The organism is Paracholeplasma brassicae, from assembly GCF_000967915.1.
Taxonomy (GTDB): domain Bacteria; phylum Bacillota_I; class Bacilli_A; order Acholeplasmatales; family UBA5453; genus Paracholeplasma; species Paracholeplasma brassicae.
This window is the reverse complement of record NC_022549.1, coordinates 1,537,169-1,558,902: the sequence shown is the minus strand read 5'-3', so window position 1 is coordinate 1,558,902 and position 21,734 is coordinate 1,537,169. Positions and strand designations below refer to the sequence as shown.

The window sequence follows — 21,734 nt, the reverse complement described above, 5'->3', positions numbered from 1 at the left end:
GTTAGAAAGGTTGTGTCCGTATGGAGATTGATCTCAATGAAAAAATCATCGATCTTGTTAAAAAAGACGAGAAAATCAAAGATATTTTATCCGAACTGGGGTTTAGTGAGATTACTAAACCAGGCATGATACAAACCGTCGGACGATTTATGAGTATTAATCAAGGATCGAGTCTAAGAAAAATAGATATTGAAGTGATTAAAGAAAGATTCAAATCATATGGTTATCAAATCAAGGGGGATTTAAATGAGTGAATTTATTAACAACGTTTCAATTAAACGTCAAGAAAAATTAAAAGAAATTATCATGGGCTTACATGAAGGCAAGACATTAGAAGAAGCAAAAGCGATGTTCAAAGAACACTTTGAAGACGTGACAACACAAGAAATATCACAAATGGAACAATCATTAATGAAAGAAGGGACGATTGGTGTATCTGAAATTCAAAAATTATGTGACGTTCACGCGGCCGTTTTTGAAGGGTCAATCTCAGATATCCATAGTTTTAGTGACCACACCAAAATACCAGGGCATCCAGTTCAAGTGTTTCATGAAGAAAACAGACGAATTGAACGCTTAATTCAAGAAGAAATTGAGCCCTATTTAAGTCAAAGCGGCAAAACGGCAGAGTTAATGTTAAGGGTGGCATACGATCGATTAAAAGAGATTCACAATCATTACGCGAGAAAAGAATACTTAATGTTTCCAAAACTAGAAAAAGACGGTATAACCGCACCACCTAAAGTGATGTGGGGTGTTGACGATGAAATTAGGGCTGAAATCAAAGAAATTATTGCCTTATTGGGTAGTATCGACCATGACGAACTCGAGGTTAAAAATAAGATTAAATCAAATGTCGAACGAATTAAGGACATGATTTTTAAGGAAGATAATATTCTAATGCCACTTTTATTAGAACATTTAGGGTTTTTTGATTGGGTTATTGTGGATTCATCAAGTGACGAGATTGGTTGGTTTTTAGAAAAACCTACACACGCGTGGAAACAAGAAAAACCGGTTGGCGAAGAAGAACTAAAAAAAGAAGAACAGGAAGAGGGCACAATCCCATTTGATGCAGGGACACTCTCCTTCTTAGAAGCCAATCAAATCTTTAACACGCTACCACTCGACATGACGTTTGTCGATAAAGATGGTCATGTAAAGTATTTCACTCAAGGTAAAGAACGCATCTTTGATCGTCCTAAAACAATCATTGGAAGACACGTATCCATGTGTCATCCACCACAAAGTGTTCATGTGGTTGATGAAATCATTGAATCCTTTAGAAGCGGTAAGAAAGATCAAGAAGATTTTTGGATTAACATGAAAGGTATGTTTGTTTTAATTCGTTACTATGCGGTAAGAGACAAAGAAGGTAATTTCCTTGGTACCCTAGAAATCACACAAGACGTCAAAGGTATTCGGGAACTAACAGGAGAAAAACGATTGGTGTCGAAAGACTAATGAAGGTTTTGTATTTGGTATTAGGTACATTATGTTTAATCATCGGTTCAATCGGTATTGTATTACCGATATTACCGACGACCCCATTTTTACTGTTGACGGCTTACTCATATGCAAGAGGATCAAAACGCTTTAATGATTGGTTTTTAAAGACAAAGCTCTATCAAAGGTATCTCTTAGCGTTTCTTGAAAATCGCAGCATGAAGAAAAAAGAGAAATGGCAATTGCTCATTTTTGTTGATTTAATTATCTTAATATCAATACTGATTGCACAGTCATTATTTGTTACAATCTTCTTAATCACAATTGATGTGATCAAGTACATCTACTTTCAAACACAAATTAAAACCACTTAAGAGGCGCAATTATGCGCCTCTTATTATTTGAAATAAAATAGAAATAAATATTTCGCAAATCTAACGATATTTAAGAATATTGAAACAAAATTGAAAGTATTTTACTTTTGATTATTGTTTATATTAACTTAATCGATATTTTTTAGATTTGAAGGTGGTGTTTTAAATGGTTAGTAATTACGGGAGAAAAGAACTAGAATAATACACAAGTCGTATGCTTCGTATTATGAAAAAATCTCATTCCTATGAGATTGTCGGTGAAGTTGGTAATATGTCAAGAACCGATCAATTCTATACGGTTAAGGCAGTGGAAACAGGGGCTGATATTAAGGTATACCCACTTGGAACACATCATTTTTTCTTTGACCGAAAAGTCGGTTATGTTCTAATTGGTTATGACGAGGCAGTCATTATCTAACAAAAAAGATTCAAGTCAAAGAAAAAATAACGATTAAAGGCCATTTGGCCTTTCTTTTTTTGTTAAATTATGTGTTTCGTTGCCAATTGAGTTCTTTTGTGTATAATTAGAAGAAGAAATTAAAGGAATGAAATAATGAATAAAGAAAAATATGGGTTATTGACTGCTATTTCAATGATTGTGGGTATTGTCATTGGTAGTGGTATTTTTTTTAAGGCAGATGACATTTTAAGTGCGGTTGAAGGTAACGTTATTTTGGCAATTCTTGCGATTGTAACGGGTGGTTTAATTATGCTTTTTGGGGCGTATTCGGTCAGTTTTATCGCAGGCAAAAACGTAAAAAGTAGTGTGTTAATCGACTACGTTGAACTCGGCTATGGTAAAAGAGTTGCCTATTACGTCGGGCTGTTTGCAAGCGTGGTCTATTTTCCTTCGTTGGTAAGTATTGTTTCCTACGTTAGTGCAAACTATACGATTGCACTATTTCATATGGACTCAAATGATGTTTGGTTACTTAGTTTTATCTATTTGTTGCTAAGTTACGTCTTTAACTATGTTTCACCACTACTTGCGGGTTATTTTCAAGTATCGACCATGATGATTAAGCTAATTCCAGTGGCACTTGTTTTTATATTTGGACTTATTTATGGACAAACCTCAGGTACACTATATGAAAATCTCTCGTCTTCAAGCATGGCGAGTGGGGGTGGTGGGTTTGCATTAGCTTTACTATCAACGGCATTTTTATACGATGGTTGGATTGTATCAACGAGTATTAATTCTGAGATCAAGAATCCAAAGAAGAACATGCCAAAAGCACTAGTCATTGGGTCAACGATTGTAATTTTAGCTTACGTTGGGTATTACGCTGGTCTGTTTGGGGTGCTAAACGTGGATGAATTCTTATTTCATCAAGACCAATCGGTGTTTATTGCAGTTGAACGTCTTTTTGGACAAATATCTTCAAGGTTTTTGATGGTCTTTGTGGTTATTTCTTGTATAGGTACCCTTAACGGATTGTCTTTGGCTTCAATTAGAGGTTTATATCAAGTGTATGCTCGCTTTAATGAAAAAACAAAGATGATAAACGTTAGTCAATCTAATGGGATGCCTAAGACTTCGTTTATGTTTTCGATGGCTGCATCGTTGGTTTATCTGGCTGTCTTTTATGGCAATGAATTAGACCTCTATAATGGCGTTTTTGATTTAGCTGAACTGTCGGTTGGGTTTTTGTATCTTGTCTACGCAATGATTTATATTTATATCATCAGACATGAAAAATCATTATCAAAAATCAAACGATTCATATTTCCGATTGGCGCACTGATTGGTAGTGGGTTTATATTGTTTGCGACGACAATGAAATATGGCTTTTGGATGTTCTTGTCATTTAATTTCGTTATCTTACTCATCGGATACGTGGTTAAAAAGCATTACAGACTAACTTTCAAAGAAGAAATGTAGATATTTAATACGTTTCTTCTTTTTTTCTTCATTATTTGAAATAATCCCTGTTATTTTGAACTTCAAAATTGACTTTCTTATCATTACGTGATAATCTAGTATCGAATACTAGATAAAGTATTTTAGAAAAAAGGATAGGTGTATTTATGAAAATAGCAGTTATAACAGATTCAGGTGCAAATTTAGAAGTAGAATATAAAAATAAAATGAAGAACCTTTTTGTGGTTCCACTAATGATTGTGATTGATGGCAAAACGTTTAGAGATCAAATTGAAATTACTTCAAGTGAAGTGTATGAAAAATTAGACACAAATCATGTGTCAACAAGTCTTCCTGATAAATTGGATATTTTAAATTCAATTGAACAAGTTAAGGCTGGTGCCTACGATCATGTCTTTGTCATTTCGATTTCTTCCGGATTATCTGGTACGTATAATCAATTTAGATTGGCATTACTAGATAGTAAGTTAAGCTACACACACATAGACACGAGAACCCTTGGATATCAAGAAGCGTTCATTGTTAAACGTGCGTTAGAACTCATTGAGGCAGGACATTCGGTAAAAGAAATCGAAGAAGCGTTACATAAGTTACGTAAAGATGATAGTTTAGCAATGTATACCATTAATACATTGAAGTATTTAAAAAAAGGTGGACGCATCGGCAAAGTCGAGGGTACGATTGGTGAACTTCTTAGAATCAAACCTGTCATTACCGTCAATGATGAAGGGGTTTATGTCACTTTATCAAAAGGCATTGGTATTTCAAGAAGTTTAATTACAATGAAAGATATTTTGGTTGATAAGTTTAAAGAAGATTTAATTGATCTAACGATTCATTATGGTAGTGACTTAGAAAAAGCCACACAACTAGGTCAAACACTACAAAAATCATTAAACGTTAGAAACTTACATATCAGTGAACTGACACCGGTTTTAGGTATTCATACCGGGCCAGATATGTTTGCGTACGTGGCAGCTAGAGTTTAAAATAATACTCAAAACAACCTCGAATGGGGTTGTTTTTTTGTAGCAAACGAAACGTGGTTATCAAAATTTAATTTGCGATTATTCGCTAATTTATTCTAAATAAGGGTTTAAATAAAAAGCGCATGGCTTTACTTATACGTCCGATTAGTGTATAATTAAAGTACATTCAATCTGGCATTTGTTGATCGAATTAAATTTTAAAATAAGGAGAGAAAAACAATGAAATTACAAAACGAATTAAACAAACAAGTAGCAAATCTAAGTGTGTTATTTACAAAATTACACCATTATCACTGGTACGTAAAAGGACCTCAATTCTTCCAATTACATGAAACTTTTGAGTCGTTATACGATGAAGTAAATGAGCTATATGACGCATTTGCTGAACGTCTATTAATGATTGGTGGCAAACCAGTCTCAACTCAAAAAGGTAATTTAGAACTTACTTCTCTAAAAGAAGAAGTAGCAACAAACATGGATGCACTAGATATGGTGAAGTCAATTTTAAAAGACTACAAACAATTAGTCGAAGAATTTAAAGTCGGCTTAGAAGCGGCTTCTGAGGCAGGCGATGAAGTATCAGTGGATATGTTTGTCGGCGTCTTAACAAGCTTTGAAAAACACATTTGGATGTTAGAAGCAGTTCTTGCTTAATTATTAAATCAATGAAAACCGTGAGAAAATCACGGTTTTTTCTTTAAATATTGACTTTTCCCTATATTTATCATATTATTTTTATAAATGAATAGGGAGAATTATATATGGAAAATAAGCGAACTGAAGTAGTGAAAAAGGCATATAGCTTGGCTGTCATACTGAGCTTGGCGTATCTTTTTGTTTTGTTTATCGTTCGATTCCTTGTCTTGGGTTTTGATATTAATGCAATTAGAGTCGAGCTGACAATGAGTATTTTTTTGGTCCTATCTTTAGTGGTATTTTATAGTCAAATTGGAGGTAAAAAACCGATTATCTATGGGTTAAGTGTCTTTTTTTCAGGCTACGCGATTGGCTTATTTTATTTTTTTAGAGATCGATACTTAGGGACATTTTATGATCATAGTTTGTTAATGCTTTCTTCGATTTATCTAAGTACACTGATCATCTATTTAAGAAAAAACGACGAATTTATCTTTGATGAGCCGTATTCAAATCAGTTAATGGTTAGGCGTTTGATTTACATGGCTGTGATCGGTGTCTTTGTTCATATCATAAGCTTTTTATGTTACTATGCTCACTATAATCTGTCAGGGGCAAATGTCACACTCATCAATTTTATTAAAAGCACACAAAATGGGCCGTTAATTAAATACACAATCGCATTGTTGGTTTATTTTACCCTTTATGGCATGCTCTATGTGTTATATGAATCGTTTTCTAAAAAAGATCGAAGCGAAAAGGCGTTATGCTATATCGAACGAGGTGTCTTTTATTTTTACGTCGTTGGGTTTGTCATCTCGCTCATTAGTTTGATATTGGGAGGGATCACGAGTTATTTAATTGGCGCAAAACAGGTAAATTACCAAATGATTAGTGAGATCTACTACCTAAGAAATCTAATTCAAATCAATTCGATTCCTCAGTCATTTATCGCCTTATTAATGACCTTAAGCGTGGTTAAAATGATGAAAGACATCAGGGTTAGAGAATCCTATCAAACGCTAGTGATATCATATGCAATCATCGGGGTGATCATTTTTTTAAGTAATCATCTGATTGATGTTTACAAAGAGATTAGATTTACTGAGGGGTTACCGACGGTTGAGCTGTTGATGCGGTTTTCAAATTTCCAACGAATTGTATCTGGTTTGCTTCAAACTGGCAGTCACTTTTTCTTAATTCTGTTATTAGTCATACTCTCAAGACACCATCGTTACATGGAAAAACAGATTATTGTCTATGCCATACTCTTGTTAGGCTCGTTGTTGTTTACTCGAATACTTAATTTTGTGTTTTCAAATCATTTTCAGCTGAGTCAATGGGGGAATGTCGTTTTACATGGGTATTTGATTGTTGTTGCTGGGGTTGCATTAGGAATCTTATATAACTTTATGCATATAAAGGTGTATAATGAGTCTAGTTACATCAAAGAAGAATCAGAGGGGTTAGTATGAAAAAAAATCTATTTTCGAAAGATAAGTTAATTCAATACTTATTGGTTGTGTCTATATTTAGTATTACAATGGTTGGCTTGTACGCATTCAAGTTATTGACTAGAAATGCATTAAGCAACATATTTAATGCGTTTGCTTCGGTGTTTACGCCTTTTGTGATTGCATTTTTTCTAAGTTTTATTTTAGGACCTCTTTCAGAGTGGTTGCATATTAAGTTTAAGATTAAACGTGGGTTATCGATTGTCATTTCAATTGTCTTCGGCTTACTTTTCTTTGTTTTAATTATCGTGTTTATTGTGGTCTTTTTGTTTGGTCAACTGTCGTCGATTGCGTCTAGTTTGATTAATCTGATTGATAATGAAACGGTACGGAGTTTAATTACACAAATTGAGGCGTTGATTGGCGATTACATTGATGAAAACGGGGTTTCGCAGATTATCAGCCAAATTACTTCAAATGGTGAAAACTTAGACAAGATAATCAACATTTCTGTCTCGATTTTCCAGTTTTTCATTAATGTTTTTCAAGGATTTATTAAGCTATTTTTGACAATGTTATTAACGCCTGTGTTCCTTTTTTACCTGATTAGTGAAAAAGAACAAATATTTACGGCGATTAGCAGCGTGTTTCCTACAAAGATTAAACCCCATTTAGTTGAGCTAGGGATACGTAGTAATACCGTGATTCGTAATTACTTTACCGGTCAAGGTATTATGATGTTGCTTGTGTTTTCCTATTTTTTTATAGGGTTATCAATTGTTTCATTCTTCGTTCCTAATTTTGGTATTTCTCACGCGCTTTTATTTGCGATACTACTTGGGTTGACGAATATTGTGCCTTACCTAGGTGCATGGATCGGGTTGTCGATTCCAATTGTGTATTTATTTACTAAGTATCTAGAATACGAACAAGGTGGCAACGAAGGCATGATTTTCCTAATTGGCATTGCTTGTGTTTTTGTTGTACAGTTCACAGAGCAAATCTTAGAAGCGAACATCGTATCACCACAAATCATGGGTAAACACGTTCGCATTCACCCTTTGGTGGTTTTATCGAGTTTAATCTTCTTTGGTGGTGTGTTTGGGTTTGTTGGTGTCTTATTAGCGGTACCTATTGCAGGGACAATCAAGGTCGTTTATCAGTACTTACGAGCGCTGTTTGAAGATGAACCAAAGAAAATTAAGTCAAAATAGTTCATTCATTTAGATGAAAAGATGGGGTTATTCTCATCTTTTTTTTCTATGTACCGATTAAATGTATTTTATCTAAATAATGAAATGGATATCATTTGATTGTTTGATATTAAATTGTATATAATTAATAAATGCATAGGAGGGTATTTATATGTTTGTAAACTTAAAGATTGATAGCGTTGAAAAGGCGCTGTTATATTTAGTAACGATTGTCGTTATTGTTTTATTAAATTTCATGTCAAAAAAGAAAATCAAGTTTTCTTATCGTGTCCTAACGGCTTTAGGACTAGGGTTAATTACTGGGTTAGTCTTTGGTAGTGTTGCCTCAACGATACGCCCAATTGGTCAATTGTACGTTCGTTTAATTTCGATGATCGTCATTCCATTGGTTTCGGTATCAATTATCCGAAGTTTCACTTCGATGGGCGCTTCTGATAAACTAAAGAGTACGTCTGCAAAGGCGTTGTTTTGGATGTTGTCGACAACGGCGGTTGCGACGGCATTAGGGTTACTTTTTGCAAGCGTTGTTTCCATTGGAAAGGGGTTTGATGTCTCAGATATTACGTACACACCAAGAGACATTCAACCAATTGAACAAGTGATTTTAAATTTATTTCCAAACAACATCATCAGTCATATGGCAAATAACCAAATGATTCCGGTGATTTTGTTCTCGATTTTTATTGCGATTGGAATCAATTATGAATCAAGAAAAAGAAGAGATAAGGTAGAACCGTTATTAAATGTGATTGAAGGGTTCTCTAATGTCATGGTATCAGTCACTAAAATGGTCATTAAGTTTACCCCTTATGGTGTGTTTGCGTTAATGGCGCATGCGGCATCAAGAAACGATTTAGAAACCTTAAAGACCTTAGGCTTTTATATTTTATTAATGTATGGCATTATGGTGGTTCATTTTATCGTGGTACAACTTGGTTTAATTGTTGTGGTTGGAAAATTAGATCCAATTCAATTTGTTAAAAACATCTATCCGGCACAATTGGTTGCCTTTACGACTCAAAGTTCTTATGGCACATTACCGGTGACGGTAAAGACGTTAACGGATCGTACGGGTGTATCTGAACGTATTGCAAGCTTTGTGGGCCCACTAGGGGCAAACGTTGGTATGAATGCGTGTGGTGGGATATTTCCAGCGGTTGTGGCGATATTTACCGCTAATGCGTTTGGTATCAATCTGGCCTTTACGGATTATTTAATGATTATATTCACAACGACGATTGCCTCAATCGGCATTGCAGGTGTACCTGGGATTGCGACAATTGCCGCAACGGTGGTCTTAGTATCGGTTGGTTTACCGATTGAAGGGATTGCTTTAGTCGCTGGTGTGGATGCACTTATCGACATGGGAAGAACAGCAATTAATGTCACAGGGACAATGGTTTCGGCCACCCTTACCGCAGTATCTGAAAACGAATTAGATAAAGATGTGTTTTATCAAGATAAGAAGAACATGGCTGTGGTGATGGAAGATTAAAACCGATTTCAATCGGTTTTTTCTTTTTTAGGGTGTTATAATAGATTCGTGAGGGTTATGAGATGAGAAAAAAAGCGATATTATTGATTGTGATTTACTTGGCATTTATTGCCCTTGGGTTACCAGATGCACTTTTAGGGTCTGGTTGGAATATGGTCAGAAATGATTTAAATGTTAATTTGTCTACGCTTGGTTTAATGACGGTATTTGTTTATGTGGCTACCACACTAACCACATTTAATGCACCAAGGCTCATTCGTGTCTTACAAACCAAACGAATGACGTTTATTTCGATTTTATTAACGGGACTATCCTTACTTATCATGAGTCAGGTTAGTTCGTTTTATCAGTTGTTATTCTTTGCCTTGCCACTTGGTATGGGGGCTGGGGCAATTGATGTGTCACTTAATCACTATTTAGCGGTGCATTACGAAGCGAAACACATGAATTACCTCCATTCGTTTTATGGGGTCGGAGTAACCTTAGGGCCTACAATTATGGCTTATGCGCTTAAAGAGAGTTCATGGCGGGTGGCTTATGTGGTTGTCGGTCTTATTTTAGTATTGATTTCTCTTTTTGTATGGGTCAGTTTTCCATTATGGTTTAAAGAAGAAAGCGAATCTAAGACAGTCATTAAGTCATATAAGCTAAAAGAAATTCTACACACAAAAGGTGCGATTGAATCGATCTTTATCTTTTTATTTTACGTGCACATTGAATCCTTAGCGGGCGTTTGGATTGCAAGTTACTTTTTTATTGAAAAAGGGGTAAGCTATTCGCTTGCTGCAATTTTTACAACGGCTTATTATCTTTCGTTTACGGTAGGCAGATTAAGTGGTGGTTTTTTAAGTCATAAGTTATCAAGTAAAGGCTTAATCGCAATTGGTTTAACGTTGATGAGTTTAGGGGCATTGTTGATGCTTGTTGATGTCGATTTGATGGGTTATTATTTCTTTGTTGTGGTCCTTTTTGGACTTGGATGTGCACCGGTGTTTCCAAACATGATGTTTATCAACTCGCTTCATTTTGAAGAGGCTAAGTTATCAAAAATTATCAGTCTTCAGATGGGGGTTGGCTATATTGGTTTTGGCTTATTAACGCCACTTGCAGGATTTCTCTTTGAGAAAATAGGCATTGTGTATTACCCATTGTTTTTGATCTTAGTTATAATTGTGATTATTTATTTGTTTCAACGATTTCTTAGAAAAACAAAAACAAGCTTAGAATACTAAGCTTGCAAGATAGGATAAGAATTGATGGTATAGTGCATAAGAATAAATCAGTCCGATGCCAAATAATAAACCAGTAGAAAGCCGTCTAGTATGTGTCGAGGCTTTCTTTTTTTGATAGACCAGATACCCATCAATAATCAAGGGAATCATCAAGAATATCAAAAGTGGTCCTTGGTAAAGAAGGCTCAAAGGAAGACTCAAATATACCCCTAGATAAATCCCGGTACACCTCGAACAAATCGGTAGGTAGTGACCTTTAATTCTTAACGTTCGACACGTGTTTTGGTGACAAAAGAAGACCCCTGGAAGATAAGGTCTTTTAAGTACGTAGTGGAGAACAGTGATCAGAAATAGTAGAAACGAAGTGGTAAGTGCAGTCATAAAAAAGGGATTAAAAAACACAAAATCAGCTAAAAACAAACTGACTGGAAATAGGATGACGTAGGCAGATATTACACTGTATTCAGTTTTTGATAAGTTTTTGAGTGTGTGCATAGAGATTACCTCTTATTGTTGATTATATCATAAGACGTGATATGTTATAATTAGAATCGTATAGGAGTGATGTTATGTCAAATCGAATTGTTGTCATCGGTGGTGGCGCAAGTGGGATGGTTGCGGCGATTGCCGCGAGTCAACGTGGGAGTCGTGTAACGATCTTTGAGAAAAATCAACGATTGGGTAAAAAAATTCTAGCCACCGGTAACGGGCGTTGTAACTACACGAACGTTACAATGACAAAGAATTGTTATAACCACCCGTTTTTTGTTGAGTCAATCTTTGATCAGTTCTCGCTGGATCAAACCTTAGAGTTTTTTAAAGACTTGGGTATTTATCCTCGTGTTGAAAAAGAAGGTAAAGCCTATCCGACGTCACTACAAGCAAGAAGCATCACTGAGGCATTAGAACGTGAAATACATCGCCTTAAAATTCAAGTTTTATATGGACAAACGGTAGAGGAAATTGAGTTTAAAGGTGATTCATTTGTTGTTAAAACCAATCAAAGACAAACGAACGTTTTTGACAAGGTCATTATAGCAACGGGTGGACTAGCTTTACCTAAGAGTGGTTCTGATGGTTCAGGGTATGGGTTTGCAGAAGCCTTCGGACATGAAGTAACACCGGTGTTTCCTGCCCTAGTTAAGCTGAACCTAGACTGTCCTTATTTAAAAGAAACCGATGGGGTTAAGATGGAGACAACGGTCCGTCTTTATCAGGAAAACAAGCTCGTTTTAGAAAAAACAAACGATGTGCTCTTTACTAAGTACGGCGTTTCAGGACCAACGATTTTGGATTTATCAAGAAAAGCTAATGAGTTGTTGTTAAAACAAAAACGGGTGTTTGTTTCGATTAATTTGGTTCCGGATTACGATAAAGAGTTATTAATTGAACGATTTATGAGGTTAAAGCAATTGAGTGTCTATGAATCGATGAAAGGATTATTACATCAAAAGTTAATCCATCCGGTGTTAAAAGAAGCGAAAATCAACGACCAAACGATCGTAGAAAAACTACCGATTAATGAATTAGAACGGTTGATTAGCGTGTTAAGCGATTACCGATTTGAGGTGCTCTCCTCAAAAGATTTTGATGAAGCACAAGTCACCGCAGGCGGAATCAAGGTCAATCAGGTCGATCAAGTGACCTTAGAATCCAATTTGATTCCAGGGCTCTATTTTTGTGGGGAAGTGCTTGATATTGATGGTTTATGTGGGGGTTATAACCTTCAGTGGGCCTGGAGTAGTGGATTTGTGGCGGGTCGTTTTGCATCAAAAATGAATTGATTTAGAAAGTGACCTTAATCGTCACTTTTTTTTGCATGTTGTTTGACTTCTTTTTTTGGTTTATATGGAATCCTAGCAAGAGGTGAAACTATGTCTACCGAAGTGTACGTCATTTATGGCCTAGCTGTCATATTAACAACCGTTGGATTGATTAAGAGTCCAACAAAAACCAAACTTGGCTTAAAATTAACGTTAATAATGAATTTGACCATTTTGATTGTTTTTGTCATCTCATCGTATTTGATTGATTACGTGATAAGCATCGATGAAGTTGAGAAAATGCTTGATAAAACCTCATAAAAAAAGACACACATTAAGTGTGTTCATTTCTTTGTGATGTCGTTGTCATAACCAATGGGCATGATTCGTTCGATTAAAAGTGGGTTATCATTGAAATAACTATTGACGAGTGAAGAAACTGGGTAATAATCCAGTTTTTTTTCATTTTTAATTAGAAACGTTTGATTGAAAAATGCTTGATTAGACGTTGGGTTCTCTAAATACTGAATTTGTTGAGCCTTCGATAGTATCAAAGGCATTCTTTGGTGAATGTGTTTAAGGTCATCGGTGGCTTCTTTAGTTAAAATAGCCATTTCATGGATGAGTTTACCATCTATGCCTTTATGTGATTGATAAATACCGGCATAGACGAGGGGTTCTTTTTCTTGAGTTAAAAAATAATAAGGTTGTCTATTTGAATCCCACTCGTAGTAACCGTCACTAATGATTAGACAGCGTTTCTTTGTGATAAGAAGAGAAAAGGCATGTTTTTCGTAGATTGTTTCACTGCGTGCGTTTAGAAGCTTCTTTTTGTTCTCTTTGTATAGAAGATTTGTTAATCCAAACGATAAGTTGCCTGCACGGTATTTATGACCATCAAAGATGACGCAAAGTGCATTTTGTGTTGGTGCGATGTTAAACTTAGGTAAGATGTATTCTTGTCTGAGTTCATCGATGTCAAATTGTCTTTTTAAATAGCCTAAGAGTTCTTCTTTAGTTAAGGTTAAGGTAAAACGTCCACACATAATAGTTAGTCTCCTTAAACGATTAATGATTCAATGAATGCTTTAAATTTAGGGTAGATTAAGTCATCTAGGCTTAAAACTTCTTTTGAGTAGGTAAGTTCAAAATGACGATCTTTAATCAGTTGATCTCTAATTTGTTGATCGGTTGTATAAAAGTTGAGTTCATCTAATTTTTGATAAGCGGTCCGGTTCATGTTAGAAGAACCAAGGGTCACCTGATTGTCTGCGATCAAAAGCTTGGTGTGAATCATTTTAGACGATAAGTAAATCGAAAGATTGTCTTTTTTATGTTTAAACAAGTAAGCAAGCATTTTTTTGTTGATGTGGTCTTGCAGGTTTGCTTCATTTGAAGTTAAAATCGAGACACTGACACCTCTTTGATTGGCGGCTTTTAGTTTTTCAATTGTTTTTTTGTGCCCCATGTAGGCCATGGTAATGATGATTTCTTCTTTTGCGTTATCGATCAATTCATAAAAAGATGGTCTAATTTCTTTCTTCTTTTTATGGTTAAGAATAAAATCATAGACAGAAGAAGTTCGTGATTTGTTACCGTAAAAACGTTCTTTAAATAGCGTAATTAAAGAGGGTTCGGTGATCTTGATCATATAGTCATGATAAACCATTTTCGCAAGATCGTGTGTGACTTCTTTGTCTTCGATATTAATACCGCCTAAAAATAAAACGTGATGATCAATTAGATAAAACTTAGAATGGTCGTATTTATTTTTTCTGGTCTTTAACGTTAAATTCTTGTGAGACATAATGGCTTCAAGTTTAAAATTACGTTGTTGTCGATAGCCTTTTGGCTTAGGTTTATTTTGTGAGATACCGACAAAATAGGCCTTTATTAAGCCAAATACCGTATGTTTTTTATGAAACATTGATTGTTTGGTTTCTTCGCCTTTTTCTAAAAATTCACTGGATTTATCTTTGTCTATCGTTACCTTGACACCGCGTAAAAGGGCGTTAATAACGGCATCAAGGACTTCATTTCCAATGAGGTCATCCCGCCAAATAAACATGTTGATGAGAATTTCTTCTTTGGCTTCGTTGATTGATTTAATGATTTCATCAAACGCGTTTTTGCCATCTTTTAAGAGTGTGATTTGAGTATTCATGTGGATGCACCCCGTGTCTTTATCTCAATTTTATCACAAAATGCGTTTGTTTGATTTCTTTTTGTGCTTTAAAAACGTCTTTTAGCCTCGCAAAAACTCAAAAACATTGTATAATAAGAGTAGAGGTGAAATTATGGCACAAGATACTAAAGTAACATTGCGCAGTCTTAATTTTTATCAAATCTTTTTAAGACAGCATACAAAGGAAGGCACGTTTCTTTCATTAATTGAAGACTTACCTAGAATCAAAACCTTAGGAATGGACTTCATCTATTTACTTCCAATTCATCCGATTGGAATTGAACATCGTAAAGGAAGTGTAGGTTCCCCTTATTCCATTAAGGACTACCGTGCAATTAATAAAGACCACGGGACAATTGAAGAATTTAAGACCTTAGTTGAACAAGCACACAAACAAGGCTTGAAAGTCATGATTGATGTGGTGTTTAACCATACATCATTCGATTCGGTTCTATTAGAAGAACACCCAGAGTGGTTTTTTAGAAGAAATGGAAAATTAGCTGGAAAAGTTGGCGATTGGTGGGACATTACGGATCTTGATTTTAATCATCCTGAATTATGGGACTATCTAATTGAAACACTTGTATATTGGGCAAATATGGGTGTTGATGGGTTTAGATGCGACGTTGCGCCACTCATTCCGATGGAATTTTGGATTCACGCAAGAGCTGCAGTTAAAAAAGTAAACAAAGATTTAATTTGGTTGTCTGAATCGGTTCACGGTGGCTTTATTAAGTACATTAGAGATAACGGATTTGATGCGGCCAGTGATTCAGAAACGTATCAAGCATTTGATATCTTATACGACTATGACATTCACGATGAGTATTTAGGTTACCTAAAAGGTGAGATACCACTCAATGATTGGTTAAATCAAATGATTCGTCAAGAATACGTGTATCCTAAAAATTACGTCAAACTTAGAAATCTAGAGAATCATGACCAAGAACGTGTGGCACATTACATAAAGGATGAGCACCGTTTATTAAATATCAACGGGTTACTCTATTTCTTAAAGGGCGCAACGATGATTTATGCGGGTCAAGAGTACGGTGTTAGCAAGCGTCCGGATCTATTTGAAATTGATAAAGTCAATATGAAAGTTCCAAAAAACTTAGACATACGTAATTTGATTCACCGCATGGCACATTTAAAGAAAGACTCATTATTCCAAAGTGGAATATTTAACATTCACATACAAGACCTCGAAGCGGCTGTGGTGAGTTACGAGAATAAAAATTCAATGACGGTTGGTATTTTTAATGTGGGTAATGTTGAAGGCGAAGTGAAAGTCAATTTAGTCGATGGCATTTATCAAAACATTCTATACCCTAATTCGGTTGAAGTAAAAGACGGAAAAGTCGAATTAACTGAAAAACCAATGGTCTTATTCGCATTAAAGAAAAACGTATAGTAGATATTAAGTCAGGTGCTTTAAAGCATCTGGCTTTTTTATTACATTAAAAATATAAAAAACGACTTTATTAAGTCGCTGTGTTTGTTATGCAGGTGATTTAGAACTTAGTAAGCCTGATATAGTATTGATGAAAGGATGGATGAATCGATTGATGAGAAAAATCGAAAAAAAATGTAACGTATTACAGAAACTTAATTCTGTGTGTCGATACGTTACACTAGAATGATACAACAAAAAATGTTGTTTTTCAAGGTTTGATAATCAAAATGTTTGGGATGCATGTAATTTTATGTCGTCTAGATTCATTCTTAGTGGGTATTATGAGATTGACTGTAGAAATTTTAATTTGGGTGTACGATTCAAAATGAAAAAAAACGACTTTTTCAAGTCGTTATCTGTTTGGTGTAACCGTTGATTTAGATCTTAGTAAGCCTGATATAGTATTGATGAATTAACTAATGAGAAAAATCGAAAAAAAATGTAACGTATTATCGAAACTTAATTCGCTTTTTGATACGTTACACTACAATAATACAACAAAAAATGTTGTTTTTCAAGGTTTGATAATCAAAATGTTTGGGATGCATGTAATTTTATGTCGTCTAGATTCATTCTTAGTGGGTATTATGAGATTGACTGTAGAAATTTTAATTTGGGTGTACGATTCAATATAAAAAAAAACGACTTTTTCAAGTCGTTATCTGTTTGGTATGGCAGGCCCAGCAGGATTTGAACCTACGATGACGGAGTCAAAGTCCGTTGCCTTACCGCTTGGCTATGGGCCTAACTGTTAAACAGTTTAACAAATAATAAATCAAAAATCAATCCATAATTTGATTTTTTTCGCATGGGGCGGCTGAAGGGAGTTGAACCCTCCAATGCCGGAGCCACAATCCGGTGTGTTAACCGCTTCACCACAACCGCCATCTATGCGCAAATATTATTATACATTATTTTAAACATTTGTAAAGGGGGAAATATATTTTTTTTCTCATAAGTCTAAAAATGAGTTTGTGTTTGCGTGTTAATTTGGTATGATTATAATGGTAAAGAAGAGGTGTATGTCATTGAAGTTTTTAGGAAGATTATTTTTTGGGCTTGCAGTCCTAATGATTGGTTATACGGTTTATGGTTTTTCTGCCATCGATATGCAATCAAAACACATTGTTAAATATGGTGATTTAGCGGTTGAAAAAGGTGAGTATGAATATTTTCAACAAATCAGTAAATATTATTATCAAGACGCGCTATTAAGTGAGAAAGTTACAACAGCAACCGGAAGTTTTAATTTAAACATGTTTGTTATGAGCTCTGGAGATTATAATTCAGTTGTCATTTTAATTGATCACTTAACCGGTTATAGTGAACAAGATGGACTATTATTAAAAGTGTCACTTGAGAATTTGGTTGAAACCAAAGATGAACTTGAAGTGGTTGAATTATTTATGGATAATACGTTATCAAAAAAATGGTACATTACGACATTAGATCCAAATAAAATCTATGAAGGACAAGAAAACATTCAAGACATTCTTGATGTCGAATTATATTTGATTGGTGAAAAGCCAGAAAAAGGTGAAGAACGTATTGATACGTTACTTTATGATTTTGATCAAACGAGTGGTGTTTTTGCCTCAAAAGAATATTTAGACTTAAATGGCGTCGTTTTTAATGACGATGACAAAGCACTTTCGTCAGCGGAATTACTTGATTTGGGCATTTTAGAAAGTGATGGGCATTCGTTTGCAGAATTCCAAGGCGTCTTGTGGCGTAACATGGGTATTTATGTTGTTTTAGTCATTATCATTGCATATTTGATGTTCTTTAGAGGTAGAGATCGATTTGGTAACAAAAAAATCTCTAAATATGGTCCAAAACCAGCACCTGGTAAAGAAACAAAAGTTGTAACACAAGAACCTGTGAAACAAAACTTCAATTCGAAGTCATTAGGCGAACCTGAAAAACAAGATAAGAACGATAAAAAATAGTTGCTTAAAAATAAAACGTGTGCTATATTATTAGTGCACGCTTTTATAGGGATATGGTGTCAACGGTAGCACAGCGGTCTCCAAAACCGTTAGTACGGGTTCGAATCCTGTTGTCCCTGCCATTTTAAATTAGCAGATTTTTGTTAATTAAATAATATGTACCTGGTGAAATCCCAGGTTTATTTAGATATATTGCGACACGTTTAGTGTGTCAACCTACTTTGATTATATACTGACACGTTAAAAGTGTCAATGAATTTTTTATTTATTTTCATAGATACGGAGGTATACATATGAATAAATTAAAAGAATTTAGAGAAAAGAAGGGCCTTTCACAACGTGATGTAGCAAAGACAATGAATTTATCACAAGCTCAATATTGGCGTTTAGAAAAAGACTTATCACTATTAAATACAAATCAAATTTTCCAATTGTGCAAATTGTTTGATTGTACACCTAATGAGCTTTTAGATTTCAAGACTCATTACAAAGTGATCATGTCTGATGTCTTAGATGAACCAATAAAAAAATAAAGAGGTTGCCCTCTTTATTTATCAACATTGAAGTTTTTAAAAAATGTTTTTTTTACATGGTCTTTTCGACTATGTATATATCTTTGTGTTGTTTCAAGATTTGAATGACCTAAGATTTCTTGTACTGATTTTATATCTGCACCATTTTCCAATAGTATTGAAGCTAATGTGTGCCGAAACATATGAGCATGAAGTTTCTCAATATTTAAAGTCTTTTTAAGATACTTCATAGTCCAATCTATATCAAAATAGTTAATTGTTCTATCATTAGCAATATTATGTATTAAGTATTTATGATTGGTTTTTATGCCAATCATTTTTTTTATCTCTTTGCATGTTGTTTGATTGAAATATACAACTCTATTTTGCTTTGTTTTTGTCCGTGTTAGTAAGACTTCTTGAGTGTCTATGTTCACATTCTTTTTTTCAATGTTGATAAGTTCAGAAGCTCTGCAACCGGTATCAATCAAAAGAAGTACCAAACATTTAATTGTAAGATTATTACTATCATCAGATAAAGAGATCAGATGTTTTCTTATTCTTTTAATATCGTCAATTTCAACCATATCAAATGTAGTCCTAGTCTCTTTGAATTTATTAATTGAGTGTAAAAAATCAAAATTTATACCTGAAGTAATATAAGTCCTTTTTAGTATTCCAATTCTCTTGTTAATTGTAATATTTTGACATGTTTCTTTAAGCTCATTTATATAATCTATCAATCTTAATTCATCGATATCATCAGTATTATGTATTAAGTTATTATCACACCATTTTTTAAAATGCATTAGGTGTGCTTGATAATGCTTATATGGTCTTTTTGATTGGTTCAATCTAATATTGCTCAATTGATTATTAACTAATTCTTGTATTGTCATCTTTAATTCTCCCTTTTTCCTTTTAATGTCCTTATGGTAGCGAAATATCCCCATATAAGAATACATTAGAAAGGTTGAAAAAATGATACTGTTTGACAAATGGATTAAAATGTATTAATATGATGTTGCGATTGTTAGGTTAGCCTAGTGGTAAGCAGTTCGAATTTAGTCATAAGTGATTATGGCTATCAATCAAAAAAGCTCCGAAAGGGGCTTTTTTCTTTTATCTGTTTAAGCCCTTATATCGTTTCTTTCTCTTTTTATTGTATTTATCTAGGTCATCTTTAGTTATTTTTTTTGATTCTCTATTTTTATACACTAGTGGATCTATACCATTTTCAAAACGCTATTGACACATTAGAAACACTGGTCCAGTACATCAACTATTTTACGTGAAATACGATAAGGTGATTTGTTTTTTCTTTCTATTGTATTCGTTTTTATGAAGATAAATGGGTAAATGTAGGGATATCTAAAAATGCTGAAAAATATATCATTGTTTGATAAATGTTTTAAAAAAGAATATTATGATTTTAAGATTGCTAGGTCGCCTAGTGATAAGCAGTTCGAATTTAGCCATAAGTGAATATGGCTATCAATCAAGAGAAGTTCTGAAAGGGGCTTTTCTTTTCTTTGTTTAACCACTGAGACTCTTTCGCGCAATTTTTTTTTATTCTTTTAGATAGTTGTTAACTGCTCATTTTGAAACTTTAATCTGAATTTAGATATACAGGCGAATATAATTATTGACATACGATTATAGTTATAATAAAATTTAAATGCCAGGGTAACCAGCCCCAAGACCCTTTCGAGGGAATTAGTCTCACAAGAGATGTTAAAAAGTCGCTAGAAATTAGTGGCTTTTTTATTTGGTATAATGAGTTATTTTTGAATAGAGTCTAAATGCATCTAAGTGATAGAAATTGGATTTATTCAGGAGTAATTATGAGCATCATCAGTGATCTGAGGATTTCTTTTTTTATTAGGATTGACATTTGTCGTTTTTAACGCTAAAATGACATCACAGGGGTAACCAGTCCCGGACTCTATTTAATAGAGTGCATCTTAGGATGGAAAAAAGTCGATTAGGTCGGCTTTTTTTGTTAGTTAAGATACATCGATAACGATGTCACTCTCTTTTTCTTATGTTTGTAATTATTTAAGTAGACTATATTTTTATCTTGGTTTGTGTCATAATGAAAGTAGATTATTAAGATATGGGGGAATTGTATGAAGATTGCATTAATTGCGCACGATAAGAAGAAAGATTTGATGATTGAGTTAGCTAAAACATTTGTCAACGTTTTAAAGAAACATCAATTGTTTGCGACTGGGACAACAGGACGGTTAATCATTGAGCATACGGGCTTAGACGTTAGACGAATGAAATCAGGGCCACTTGGTGGTGACCAACAAATTGGTTCAATGGTTGCCGATGGACAGCTTGATTTGGTGATCTTTTTAAGAGACCCACTCACCGCACAACCTCACGAACCGGATGTATCGGCATTACTTCGCTTGTGTGATGTTTTTGCAATACCACTAGCCACAAACCTAAGTAGTGCAAGAATCATGCTTAAAGCGCTTGAAGAAGAACAAATTGAAAATCAGTTTCATTTAAGAAAAGACGAATAAACAACAAAGAGGGTGAATGAAGAATGCTAATTGATTTGTCTTTGGTTATCAACAATGAGTTAAAATCGTACCCGGGTGATCCTAGGGTTAAATTACAACAGATTGCCTCGATTGAAAAAGATGGGTTTAATAATTATGAGCTAAGCATCAACATGCACGCAGGCACACACATTGATGGTCCGAAACACATGGATGGATCGAAGAAAAACATTTGTGATTACGCACTCGATCGCTTTCATGGAAAAGCGAGAATCGTTAATCCAAAAGAACCTTATCAACCTAAAGGCGAACAAATTGTTGTGATACCGATGAAAAATCAAACACTCAGTGAGGGGTTTATCAAAGAATTGATTCGATCGAAAATCAACCTAATTGTCATTGATAAAGACTCAATCGATGAAGCGCCTTACCCACTGCATAAGTTGTTATTTAAAAACAATGTGTTTATTGTAGAAAATGCAGTTAATCTCCATTTGCTAGAGAAGTACCCTTCATTTACCATTTTTGCGATCCCTTTAAAGATTGAAGCCGATTCTTCTTTGATTCGTTTATTTGCACAAGTTTAAAGTAATTTTCTAAAGTCACTTCTATTATACGAATAGAGGTGATTTTT

At 34.4% G+C, this 21,734-nt stretch carries 21 protein-coding genes, 3 tRNA genes and 1 pseudogene; 19 read left to right on the top strand and 6 right to left on the bottom strand.

Going from position 1 to position 21,734, the window contains the following annotated elements; genetic code table 11:
* The first annotated feature begins 20 nt into the window (after window positions 1–20).
* The 11 genes from BN853_RS07380 to BN853_RS07330 all read left to right on the top strand — a co-directional run bounded on the left by BN853_RS07380 (window position 21) and on the right by BN853_RS07330 (window position 10,722).
* Complete coding sequence (locus BN853_RS07380) at window positions 21–254, top strand: DUF1858 domain-containing protein (RefSeq protein ID WP_030005319.1); 234 nt, start codon at window positions 21–23, stop codon at window positions 252–254.
* On the top strand, window positions 247–1,464 hold the full coding sequence (locus tag BN853_RS07375; protein ID WP_030005318.1) for a DUF438 domain-containing protein: 1,218 nt from the start codon (window positions 247–249) through the stop codon (window positions 1,462–1,464). Before BN853_RS07380 ends, BN853_RS07375 begins: the two co-directional genes overlap by 8 nt.
* Window positions 1,464–1,820 (top strand): YbaN family protein, encoded by a 357-nt coding sequence (locus BN853_RS07370; protein ID WP_030005317.1) that lies wholly within the window; start codon window positions 1,464–1,466, stop codon window positions 1,818–1,820. Before BN853_RS07375 ends, BN853_RS07370 begins: the two co-directional genes overlap by 1 nt.
* Before the next feature lie 226 nt (window positions 1,821–2,046).
* Window positions 2,047–2,238 carry a hypothetical protein gene (locus BN853_RS07365; protein ID WP_157869952.1) on the top strand — a complete coding sequence of 64 codons (192 nt, stop codon included), beginning with the start codon at window positions 2,047–2,049 and terminating at the stop codon, window positions 2,236–2,238.
* A gap of 135 nt (window positions 2,239–2,373) precedes the next feature.
* A complete protein-coding gene (locus tag BN853_RS07360; protein ID WP_030005315.1) occupies window positions 2,374–3,702 on the top strand; it encodes an APC family permease in 1,329 nt (442 codons plus the stop codon).
* 146 nt (window positions 3,703–3,848) lie between these two features.
* Window positions 3,849–4,691, top strand: a complete 843-nt coding sequence (locus BN853_RS07355; protein WP_030005314.1) for a DegV family protein — start codon at window positions 3,849–3,851, stop codon at window positions 4,689–4,691.
* A 219-nt stretch (window positions 4,692–4,910) separates the two neighbouring features.
* A complete protein-coding gene (locus tag BN853_RS07350) occupies window positions 4,911–5,345 on the top strand; it encodes a Dps family protein (protein WP_030005313.1) in 435 nt (144 codons plus the stop codon).
* Between the two features lie 107 nt (window positions 5,346–5,452).
* Entirely contained in the window at window positions 5,453–6,802 is a 1,350-nt protein-coding gene (locus BN853_RS07345) for a hypothetical protein (RefSeq protein ID WP_030005312.1), read from the top strand.
* Window positions 6,799–7,995 carry an AI-2E family transporter gene (locus tag BN853_RS07340; protein WP_030005311.1) on the top strand — a complete coding sequence of 399 codons (1,197 nt, stop codon included), beginning with the start codon at window positions 6,799–6,801 and terminating at the stop codon, window positions 7,993–7,995. Before BN853_RS07345 ends, BN853_RS07340 begins: the two co-directional genes overlap by 4 nt.
* 151 nt (window positions 7,996–8,146) lie before the next feature.
* Window positions 8,147–9,490 (top strand): dicarboxylate/amino acid:cation symporter, encoded by a 1,344-nt coding sequence (locus BN853_RS07335; protein WP_030005310.1) that lies wholly within the window; start codon window positions 8,147–8,149, stop codon window positions 9,488–9,490.
* Window positions 9,491–9,552: 62 nt separating this feature from the next.
* Window positions 9,553–10,722, top strand: coding sequence for an MFS transporter (locus BN853_RS07330; protein ID WP_030005309.1), 1,170 nt, complete (start codon window positions 9,553–9,555; stop codon window positions 10,720–10,722).
* On the opposite strand, the gene BN853_RS09235 is transcribed toward BN853_RS07330, so the two are convergent.
* Window positions 10,711–11,103, bottom strand: a complete 393-nt coding sequence (locus BN853_RS09235; protein ID WP_427909983.1) for a DUF2085 domain-containing protein — start codon at window positions 11,101–11,103, stop codon at window positions 10,711–10,713. The genes BN853_RS07330 and BN853_RS09235 overlap by 12 nt on opposite strands.
* A gap of 185 nt (window positions 11,104–11,288) precedes the next feature.
* Between BN853_RS09235 and BN853_RS07320 the strand changes: the two are divergent.
* A pseudogene (locus tag BN853_RS07320) lies at window positions 11,289–12,506 on the top strand (BaiN/RdsA family NAD(P)/FAD-dependent oxidoreductase); the annotation flags it as partial.
* A 90-nt stretch (window positions 12,507–12,596) separates the two neighbouring features.
* Window positions 12,597–12,806, top strand: coding sequence for a hypothetical protein (locus BN853_RS07315; protein WP_030005306.1), 210 nt, complete (start codon window positions 12,597–12,599; stop codon window positions 12,804–12,806).
* A gap of 23 nt (window positions 12,807–12,829) precedes the next feature.
* Here the strand turns inward: BN853_RS07315 and BN853_RS07310 are convergent, their stop codons facing one another.
* Window positions 12,830–13,531, bottom strand: coding sequence for an SOS response-associated peptidase (locus BN853_RS07310; protein WP_030005305.1), 702 nt, complete (start codon window positions 13,529–13,531; stop codon window positions 12,830–12,832).
* 14 nt (window positions 13,532–13,545) lie between these two features.
* Window positions 13,546–14,649 carry a phospholipase D-like domain-containing protein gene (locus BN853_RS07305; RefSeq protein ID WP_030005304.1) on the bottom strand — a complete coding sequence of 368 codons (1,104 nt, stop codon included), beginning with the start codon at window positions 14,647–14,649 and terminating at the stop codon, window positions 13,546–13,548.
* A 133-nt stretch (window positions 14,650–14,782) separates the two neighbouring features.
* On the opposite strand from BN853_RS07305, the gene BN853_RS07300 reads away from it, so the two are divergent.
* Window positions 14,783–16,084: an alpha-amylase family glycosyl hydrolase gene (locus BN853_RS07300; RefSeq protein ID WP_030005303.1), complete on the top strand. Its 1,302-nt coding sequence runs from the start codon at window positions 14,783–14,785 to the stop codon at window positions 16,082–16,084.
* Window positions 16,085–16,798: 714 nt separating this feature from the next.
* Here BN853_RS07300 and BN853_RS07290 read toward each other — a convergent pair.
* Together BN853_RS07290 and BN853_RS07285 are read right to left on the bottom strand one after the other, a co-directional pair.
* Window positions 16,799–16,872, bottom strand: a tRNA-Gln gene (locus BN853_RS07290).
* Between the two features lie 63 nt (window positions 16,873–16,935).
* Window positions 16,936–17,011, bottom strand: a tRNA-His gene (locus BN853_RS07285).
* 137 nt (window positions 17,012–17,148) lie between these two features.
* Here BN853_RS07285 and BN853_RS07280 point away from each other — a divergent pair.
* The 3 genes from BN853_RS07280 to BN853_RS07270 all read left to right on the top strand — a co-directional run bounded on the left by BN853_RS07280 (window position 17,149) and on the right by BN853_RS07270 (window position 18,608).
* Window positions 17,149–18,075 (top strand): hypothetical protein, encoded by a 927-nt coding sequence (locus BN853_RS07280; protein WP_030005302.1) that lies wholly within the window; start codon window positions 17,149–17,151, stop codon window positions 18,073–18,075.
* 47 nt (window positions 18,076–18,122) lie between these two features.
* Window positions 18,123–18,197: transfer RNA gene (locus BN853_RS07275), tRNA-Trp, on the top strand.
* Window positions 18,198–18,368: 171 nt separating this feature from the next.
* On the top strand, window positions 18,369–18,608 hold the full coding sequence (locus BN853_RS07270; protein ID WP_030005301.1) for a helix-turn-helix domain-containing protein: 240 nt from the start codon (window positions 18,369–18,371) through the stop codon (window positions 18,606–18,608).
* A gap of 14 nt (window positions 18,609–18,622) precedes the next feature.
* Here the strand turns inward: BN853_RS07270 and BN853_RS07265 are convergent, their stop codons facing one another.
* The gene (locus BN853_RS07265; protein ID WP_030005300.1) at window positions 18,623–19,486 is read right to left on the bottom strand and encodes a tyrosine-type recombinase/integrase; all 864 of its coding nucleotides are present in this window, start codon (window positions 19,484–19,486) and stop codon (window positions 18,623–18,625) included.
* A 1,230-nt stretch (window positions 19,487–20,716) separates the two neighbouring features.
* On the opposite strand from BN853_RS07265, the gene mgsA reads away from it, so the two are divergent.
* Window positions 20,717–21,121, top strand: a complete 405-nt coding sequence (gene mgsA, locus BN853_RS07260; protein WP_030005299.1) for a methylglyoxal synthase — start codon at window positions 20,717–20,719, stop codon at window positions 21,119–21,121.
* 23 nt (window positions 21,122–21,144) lie between these two features.
* Window positions 21,145–21,687, top strand: a complete 543-nt coding sequence (locus BN853_RS07255; RefSeq protein WP_030005298.1) for a cyclase family protein — start codon at window positions 21,145–21,147, stop codon at window positions 21,685–21,687.
* Window positions 21,688–21,734 lie beyond the last annotated feature (47 nt).

Bases quoted from the DNA above. Each gene is read 5' to 3' on its own strand.
- BN853_RS07380 (WP_030005319.1), top strand. From the start codon at position 21: ATGGAGATTGATCTCAATGAAAAAATCATCGATCTTGTTAAAAAAGAC.
- BN853_RS07375 (WP_030005318.1), top strand. From the start codon at position 247: ATGAGTGAATTTATTAACAACGTTTCAATTAAACGTCAAGAAAAATTA.
- BN853_RS07370 (WP_030005317.1), top strand. From the start codon at position 1,464: ATGAAGGTTTTGTATTTGGTATTAGGTACATTATGTTTAATCATCGGT.
- BN853_RS07365 (WP_157869952.1), top strand. From the start codon at position 2,047: ATGAAAAAATCTCATTCCTATGAGATTGTCGGTGAAGTTGGTAATATG.
- BN853_RS07360 (WP_030005315.1), top strand. From the start codon at position 2,374: ATGAATAAAGAAAAATATGGGTTATTGACTGCTATTTCAATGATTGTG.
- BN853_RS07355 (WP_030005314.1), top strand. From the start codon at position 3,849: ATGAAAATAGCAGTTATAACAGATTCAGGTGCAAATTTAGAAGTAGAA.
- BN853_RS07350 (WP_030005313.1), top strand. From the start codon at position 4,911: ATGAAATTACAAAACGAATTAAACAAACAAGTAGCAAATCTAAGTGTG.
- BN853_RS07345 (WP_030005312.1), top strand. From the start codon at position 5,453: ATGGAAAATAAGCGAACTGAAGTAGTGAAAAAGGCATATAGCTTGGCT.
- BN853_RS07340 (WP_030005311.1), top strand. From the start codon at position 6,799: ATGAAAAAAAATCTATTTTCGAAAGATAAGTTAATTCAATACTTATTG.
- BN853_RS07335 (WP_030005310.1), top strand. From the start codon at position 8,147: ATGTTTGTAAACTTAAAGATTGATAGCGTTGAAAAGGCGCTGTTATAT.
- BN853_RS07330 (WP_030005309.1), top strand. From the start codon at position 9,553: ATGAGAAAAAAAGCGATATTATTGATTGTGATTTACTTGGCATTTATT.
- BN853_RS09235 (WP_427909983.1), bottom strand. From the start codon at position 11,103: ATGACTGCACTTACCACTTCGTTTCTACTATTTCTGATCACTGTTCTC.
- BN853_RS07315 (WP_030005306.1), top strand. From the start codon at position 12,597: ATGTCTACCGAAGTGTACGTCATTTATGGCCTAGCTGTCATATTAACA.
- BN853_RS07310 (WP_030005305.1), bottom strand. From the start codon at position 13,531: ATGTGTGGACGTTTTACCTTAACCTTAACTAAAGAAGAACTCTTAGGC.
- BN853_RS07305 (WP_030005304.1), bottom strand. From the start codon at position 14,649: ATGAATACTCAAATCACACTCTTAAAAGATGGCAAAAACGCGTTTGAT.
- BN853_RS07300 (WP_030005303.1), top strand. From the start codon at position 14,783: ATGGCACAAGATACTAAAGTAACATTGCGCAGTCTTAATTTTTATCAA.
- BN853_RS07280 (WP_030005302.1), top strand. From the start codon at position 17,149: ATGTCATTGAAGTTTTTAGGAAGATTATTTTTTGGGCTTGCAGTCCTA.
- BN853_RS07270 (WP_030005301.1), top strand. From the start codon at position 18,369: ATGAATAAATTAAAAGAATTTAGAGAAAAGAAGGGCCTTTCACAACGT.
- BN853_RS07265 (WP_030005300.1), bottom strand. From the start codon at position 19,486: ATGACAATACAAGAATTAGTTAATAATCAATTGAGCAATATTAGATTG.
- mgsA (WP_030005299.1), top strand. From the start codon at position 20,717: ATGAAGATTGCATTAATTGCGCACGATAAGAAGAAAGATTTGATGATT.
- BN853_RS07255 (WP_030005298.1), top strand. From the start codon at position 21,145: ATGCTAATTGATTTGTCTTTGGTTATCAACAATGAGTTAAAATCGTAC.